Origin of the sequence: Polaromonas sp. YR568 (assembly GCF_943371715.1) — a bacterium.
In the GTDB taxonomy this organism is placed as follows: Bacteria; Pseudomonadota; Gammaproteobacteria; order Burkholderiales; family Burkholderiaceae_C; genus Polaromonas.
Window position 1 is genome coordinate 308,177 of record NZ_CALRVW010000001.1, and the last position, 6,886, is coordinate 315,062.

General features: G+C 65.9%; 5 protein-coding genes. 4 read left to right on the forward strand and 1 reads right to left on the reverse strand.

The genetic code is table 11. The features are described from left to right. The first annotated feature begins 22 nt into the window (after positions 1-22). The 4 genes from cphA (at position 23) to AAG813_RS01455 (ending at position 5,875) form a co-directional block, all read left to right on the forward strand. Positions 23-2,617 carry a cyanophycin synthetase gene (gene cphA, locus AAG813_RS01440; protein ID WP_341911067.1) on the forward strand — a complete coding sequence of 865 codons (2,595 nt, stop codon included), beginning with the start codon at positions 23-25 and terminating at the stop codon, positions 2,615-2,617. Between the two features lie 179 nt (positions 2,618-2,796). Next, complete coding sequence (locus tag AAG813_RS01445; RefSeq protein WP_341911069.1) at positions 2,797-3,627, forward strand: urease accessory protein UreD; 831 nt, start codon at positions 2,797-2,799, stop codon at positions 3,625-3,627. 127 nt (positions 3,628-3,754) lie between these two features. Next, positions 3,755-4,561: a M48 family metallopeptidase gene (locus AAG813_RS01450; RefSeq protein WP_341911071.1), complete on the forward strand. Its 807-nt coding sequence runs from the start codon at positions 3,755-3,757 to the stop codon at positions 4,559-4,561. A gap of 102 nt (positions 4,562-4,663) precedes the next feature. After that, complete coding sequence (locus tag AAG813_RS01455; RefSeq protein ID WP_341911073.1) at positions 4,664-5,875, forward strand: cation:proton antiporter; 1,212 nt, start codon at positions 4,664-4,666, stop codon at positions 5,873-5,875. A gap of 105 nt (positions 5,876-5,980) precedes the next feature. Here the strand turns inward: AAG813_RS01455 and urtE are convergent, their stop codons facing one another. Continuing rightward, positions 5,981-6,673: an urea ABC transporter ATP-binding subunit UrtE gene (gene urtE / locus AAG813_RS01460; protein ID WP_341911075.1), complete on the reverse strand. Its 693-nt coding sequence runs from the start codon at positions 6,671-6,673 to the stop codon at positions 5,981-5,983. Positions 6,674-6,886 lie beyond the last annotated feature (213 nt).

Genomic DNA, 6,886 nt, shown 5'->3' on the forward strand with positions numbered 1-6,886 from the left:
CCCAGCCCGGAAAGACACGCCGATGAAAGTTACCCGCATCCGTGCGCTGCGCGGCCCCAACCTCTGGAGTCGCCATACGGCGCTCGAGGCCATCATCACCTGCACGCAGGCCGAATGCGCCATCGACGCCCTGCCCGGCTTTGAGCCGCGCGTGCGCTCCCTGTTTCCCGCCATCGGCGCCTTGCGTCCAGGCGGCTATGTGGGGCCCGTGTCGCTGGCCCATGTACTGGAATCGGCCGCACTGGCCTTGCAGGCCCAGGCCGGTTGCCCGGTGACCTTCAGCCACACGGCCGCCACGCTCGAGGACGGCGTTTACCAGACCGTGGTCGAATACAGCGAAGAGGCGGTCGGCCGCCTGGCGCTGGAGCTGGCCCAGGCGCTGATCCACGCCGCGCTCCACGAAACCGGCTTCGACATGGACGCCGCGATTGCCCAGTTGCGCGACCTCGATGAAGACGAACGGATCGGACCCAGCACCGGCGCCATCGTGGACGCGGCCATCGCCCGCGGCATTCCGTACAAGCGCCTGACCAAGGGCAGCCTGGTGCAGTTCGGCTGGGGCTCGCGCCAGCGCCGCATCCAGGCGGCCGAGCTCGATGCCACGAGTGCGGTGTCCGAATCGATTGCCCAGGACAAGGACCTGACCAAAAAGCTGCTGCTCGCCGCCGGTGTGCCGGTGCCCATGGGCCGGCCTGTCGCCGACCCGGACGAAGCCTGGGCCGCCGCCCTGCAGATTGGCCTGCCGGTGGTGCTCAAACCGCAGGACGGCAACCAGGGCAAGGGCGTCACGGTCAACGTCGTGGACCGTGACCACCTCGACATCGCCTTCCGTGCAGCGGCCGAATACGGCACCGTCATGGTGGAAAAATTCCTGCCCGGCAACGACTACCGCCTGCTGGTGGTCGGCAACAAGCTGGTGGCCGCCTCGCGGCGCGAACCCCCGCAGGTGCTGGGCGATGGCCTGCACACGGTGCGTGAACTGGTCGACATCGTCAACCAGGACCCGCGCCGCGGCGAAGGCCATGCCACCTCGCTGACCAAGATCCGTTTTGACGACATCGCCGTGGCCCGCCTGCATGCGCAAGACCTCACGCCGGAATCGATTCCGGCGCGCGGCCGCCGCGTGATCCTGCGCAACAACGCCAACCTCAGCACCGGCGGCACCGCCACTGATGTGACCGGCGACGTGCACCCCGACGTCGCCGCACGTGCGGTGGCCGCCGCGCAGATGGTGGGCCTGCACATCTGCGGCGTGGACATCGTCTGCGAAAGCGTGCTGCGCCCGCTCGAAGCGCAAAACGGCGGCGTGGTCGAAGTCAACGCCGCGCCCGGCCTGCGCATGCACCTGTCGCCGTCCTACGGCAAGGGCCGCGCCGTCGGTGGCGCGATGATCAACGAGCTGTTTGCGCCTGGCGATGACGGCCGCGTGCCGGTGGTGGCCGTGACCGGTACCAACGGCAAGACCACCGTCACGCGCCTGATCTCGCACCTGCTGACGGCCAGCGGCCTGCGCTGCGGCATGACCAACACCGACGGTGTGTATGTCAACGGCCGCCAGACCGACAGCGGCGACTGCAGCGGCCCGAAAAGCGCGCGCAACGTGCTGATTCACCCCGACGTCGATGCGGCCGTGTTCGAAGTGGCGCGCGGTGGCGTGCTGCGTGAGGGCCTGGGTTTTGACCGCTGCGAAGTGGCGGTGGTGACCAACGTCGGCACCGGCGACCACCTGGGGCTGAACTACATCACCACGGTCGAAGACCTGGCGGTGCTCAAGCGGGTGATCGTGCAGAACGTCGCACCGACCGGCTACGCCGTGCTCAACGCGGCCGACCCCATAGTCGCGGCCATGGCGCCCACCTGCCCCGGCAACGTGATCTTTTTCGCCGCCGACCGGCACCACCCGCTGATGGCCACCCATCGCGCCCAGGGCAAACGCACGGTCTACGTCGATGGCAACGCGCTGGTCGCGGCCGAAGGCGCGTGGCGTGAACGTGTGCCGTTGAACAACATCCCGCTGACGCGCAACGGCAGCATCGGCTTTCAGGTTGAAAACGTCATGGCGGCACTGGCCGCCGCCTGGGCCGTCGGCGTGACCTGGGAAACCCTCAAAAGCGGGCTCGCCAGTTTTGTCAACGACGCGCACAACGCGCCCGGCCGCTTCAACGTGATGGACTACCGCGGCGCCACCGTGATTGCCGACTACGGCCACAACCCCGACGCCATGCGCGCGCTGGTCAGCGCGGTGGAAGCAATGCCGGCCAGACGCCGCAGCGTGGTCATCAGCGGCGCCGGCGACCGCCGGGACAACGACATCCGCGACCAGACCATCATCCTCGGCCACGCTTTTGACGATGTGCTTCTTTACCAGGATGCCGCCCAGCGCGGCCGCGCCGACGGCGAGGTCATGGGCCTGCTGCGCGAAGGCCTGGTGGGCGCCAGCCGCACCACCCACATCGAGGAAATCCATGGCGAGTTTCTGGCCATCGACACCGCCCTGGCCCGCCTGGAGCCGGGCGACCTGTGCCTGATCCTGGTGGACCAGGTGCAGGAAGCACTGGCGCACCTGGCCAGGCGGGTAAAAGAAGACAGCGACCTCAAGCAAGTCGCGCTGGCCTGAACGCGGGTTCAGCCCTGGCGCCTTGGCCAGCATCCCAAGCTGAATCGAGGCGCGCCCGTCAGGCTGCAGGCATTTATGAAAATAATAGCCACAGCCCAATAAGAACGGGCGCAAGCAGCTACAAATTCAGTAGCAATCTCGCGGCAGAATCACCGCGGGCCGCGGGGTAAACTCCATCGATGGCCTGGAACGCAACGCTCTCTCTCGACTACACCTTGCAGGCCGGCAAGACCGTCGCCCACTTCCGCCATGATGGCCCGCTGCGCATTCTGCAAAGCCTGTACCCCGAAGGTGACGCCGTGTGCCACAACGTGCTGGTGCATCCACCGGGCGGCCTGGTGGGCGGCGACACGCTGGACATCGCGGTCACGGCGGCCGCCGGCAGCCACGGCCTGATCACCACACCCGGCGCCACGCGCTTTTACCGGTCGACGGGCGACACCGCCCTGCAGCGCACGCGCCTGCGCCTGGAGGCCGGGGCCCGCGCCGAGTGGCTGCCGATGGAAGCGCTGTGTTACAGCGGCTGCCTGGCCGAAAACCACCTGACACTGGATCTGGCGCCCGGGGCCGAACTGCTGGGCTGGGACATCACCGCACTGGGTCTGCCCAGCGCCAACCAGCCCTTTGAGCAAGGCAGCTTTTGCCAGCACATCGAGTTGCCCGGCGTCTGGCTGGAACGCGCACGCATCCGGGCCGACGACCTGCTGCTGCTGAACAGCCCGCTGGGCCTGGCCGGCCAGCGCTGTATCGCCACCCTGTTTTTTGCCGCCGGCAGCAAGCTCGAGCGCCGGCGCCGGCAACTGGCACTGGATCTGGCGCGGCAGGTGCTGGAGGCGCACCCGCTGAGCGCAGCCGCGGGCGCGACCAGCCCCGATGCGCAGGTGGTGGTGGTGCGGGTGCTGGCGCCCCTGGTCGAGCCGGCCATGGGTCTGCTCAAGCAGGTCTGGAAGGTCTGGCGCCAGCACTTCTGGGGAAAAGACGCACCCAGCCCGCGCATCTGGTCGGCCTGATCGCCAGGCTGCATCTGCCGCCTGCGACCTACACCATGTTTGCGGGACGTCCTACCGGGTGCGGAACCTCAGCGGCGCAAAATCGGACGCGCCATTGCCCCTTACAACATTGACCTGCGAGACACTCATGAAAATCTTCCTGACCCCTGCCCTGGTGGCCATCACCCTGCTCTTCACCGGATGCGCCAGCACCACCGAGGGCGGCTCCGTCGGTGCCTCGCGCTCGCAGCTCCTGCTGGTGTCGTCCGCGGAGCTGGACCAGATGGCGGCCCAAAGTTACGCCAAGCTCAAGGCCGAAGCCAGCGCCAAGGGCACGCTCAACACCAATGCGGCCATGCTGGCCCGCGTGCGCGCCGTGGCCGCTCGCATCGAGCCGCAAACCGCGGTGTTTAGAGCCGATGCGCCGCGCTGGCAGTGGGAAGTCAACCTGATCACCAGCGACCAGCTCAATGCCTTTTGCATGCCTGGCGGAAAAATCATGTTCTACACCGGCCTGGTTTCCAGACTCAACCTCAGTGATGACGAAATTGCCGTCGTGATGGGCCACGAAATTGCTCACGCCCTGCGCGAACACTCGCGCGAACAGGTGTCCCAGGCCGCGGCCGCACAGACCGCCATCGGCATCGGCACGCAGTTGCTGGGTCTGGGTGGGGGCACCTCACAGCTCACGGAAGCCGCCTATGAAGCGCTGGTGGCCACGCGTTTCAGCCGTTCGCATGAAAGCGAAGCTGACCGCATCGGCCTCGAGCTGACGGCACGCGCCGGCTACAACCCTCAGGCCGGCGTCAGCCTGTGGCAAAAAATGGCCAGTGCAGGCAGCACCGGTGGAGGCGCCGACTTCCTGAGCAGCCACCCCACCGACAGCAGCCGCGTGCAGCAGATCCAGGCCTTGCTGCCCACGGTGATGCCGCTGTACCAGGCGACGCGCCGCTAAACTTGTCATTCCGGACCTGACATTGACGCCGTCGGGACCGCTTTCAGGTCGGGCACGGCGCGCCCGGTGCACGCCTCCAGCAACAACAACACGGGGAAAGCCATGCCTGCCGCCATGACCACGACCGAGATCTACCTGATCGCCATGGCGATCATTTTCACGGTCCCCTACCTGATCTGGCGCGTCTTCAAGACCGACTACTACGCACCGCTGGTGGTAGTGCAGATCATTGCCGGCATCCTGCTGGGGCCTGGCATCCTGGGCAAGATCTACCCCGACTACTACGCCTTCGTGTTCAGCGCGCCGGTTGTGCAGTCGCTCAACGGCATCGCCTGGTGGGCGGTGATGGTGTTTGTCTGGATCGCCGGCATCGAGTTGGATCTGAAAAAAGCCTGGGCCCACCGGCGTGAGAGCACCATCACCGCAGGCCTGGCGCTGGGCACACCGCTGCTGTTTGGCTGCGTGGCCGCCGCCGGCATGCTGATGTACGACGGTTGGGTCGGCCCGCAAGGCATGCGCTGGCAGTTTGTCATGGGTGTCGGCATGGCCTGCGCCGTCACCGCCCTGCCCATCCTGATTTTGCTGATGGAAAAGCTCGCCATCCTGCGCCAGCCCATCGGCCAGCGCATCCTGCGTTACGCCAGCCTGGACGACATCGCGATCTGGGGCGTACTCGCGCTGATCCTGATGGACTGGGAGCGCGTCGGCCGGCAAGCCGGTTTCCTGGCCGCCTTTGCTGTCCTTGCTTACGCGTTTCGCAAACTCATGGTCTGGCTGCCCGAACGCGACCGCTGGTACGCGGGACTCGTCTGGCTCATCCTCTGCGCCTTTGGTGCGGACTGGGCCGGCCTGCACTACATGGTGGGCGCCTTCCTGGCGGGCGCGGTCATGGACGGCGAGTGGTTCAACCAGGAACACATGGACCTGCTGCGCCACCACGTGTTGCTGGTGATGATGCCGGTTTTTTTCCTGAGCACCGGCCTGCGCACCAACTGGTCGGTGGGCGGTGAAGCCGTGTTCATCGCTGCGGCGGTGCTGCTGGTCGCCTCGGTGGCCGGCAAGCTGATCGGCGTCCACATCGCCGGCAAGGTGCTCAAGTGGGCGCCGGGCGAAAGCTCCATCATCGGCTGGCTGCTGCAAACCAAGGCGCTGATCATGATCATCTTTGTCAACATCCTGCTGGACAAAGGCATCATCACCAACGAGACCTTCACCGCCCTGCTGCTCATGGCGATTGCCAGCACCATGCTGACGGTGCCGGTGGTCGCGCCGAAACTCCAGCGCATGAAGGAGATTATTCTCCGGTCGAAGTAGGTAGCTGATCTGCCATTGCGGACGTGATCCGCCATCCATGCAGGCGCACTTGCGACCGTGGCTCATGCCGCATGGATCCCGGATCGAGTCCGGGATGACAAAAACCTAAATCGCCACCAGCTGCCGCACGCCGTTGGCCTGCATGTCCTTGCCCTGGCCGCGCGCGATGAACTCGCCGCGTTCCATCACCAGGTAATCGTCGGCCAGTTCTTCCGCAAAATCGTAGTACTGCTCGACCAGCAGGATGGCCATGTCGCCGCGGTCGGCCAGCATGCGGATCACGCGTCCGATGTCCTTGATGATGCTGGGCTGGATGCCCTCGGTCGGCTCGTCCAGGATCAGCAGCTTGGGCTTGGCCGCCAGCGCGCGCGCAATCGCGAGCTGCTGCTGCTGCCCGCCCGACAGGTCGCCGCCGCGCCGGTTCAGCATCTGCTTGAGCACCGGAAACAACTCGTACAGCTCCGCCGGGATCGGTGTACTCGCGCTTTTGTAGGCCAGGCCCATGCGCAGGTTTTCCTCCACCGTCAGCCGCGCAAAGATCTCGCGGCCCTGCGGCACAAAACCGATGCCGGCACGCGCGCGTTCATAAGGCGTGGCATTCTGGATGGCCTTGCCGTCGAACTCGATGGTTCCGGTCTTGATCGGTACCAGGCCCATCAACGATTTGAGCAAGGTGGTCTTGCCGACGCCGTTACGGCCGAGCAGCACAGTCACCTTGCCGAGGTGGGCTTGCAGGCTCACGTCGCGCAGGATGTGGGAGCCGCCGTAGTACTGGTTGATGTTTTTGACGTTTAGCATTTCGTGTTTCTCGTCAAGTCTGTTGTCTGCGTGGCAAGCCGGGTCTCGCCCCGGCGGGCGAGGCACTTTTCTTTGCGTCGCCAAAGAAAAGTACCCAGAAGAAAGGCGACCCGATGGTCTGGGTACTTCCGCTCCGCTCCAGGCAACCTGCGGTGCTCGACGGGTTGGGGGGAACGGATACCGAAACCAATACCGATACGGGGAGGCGAGGAC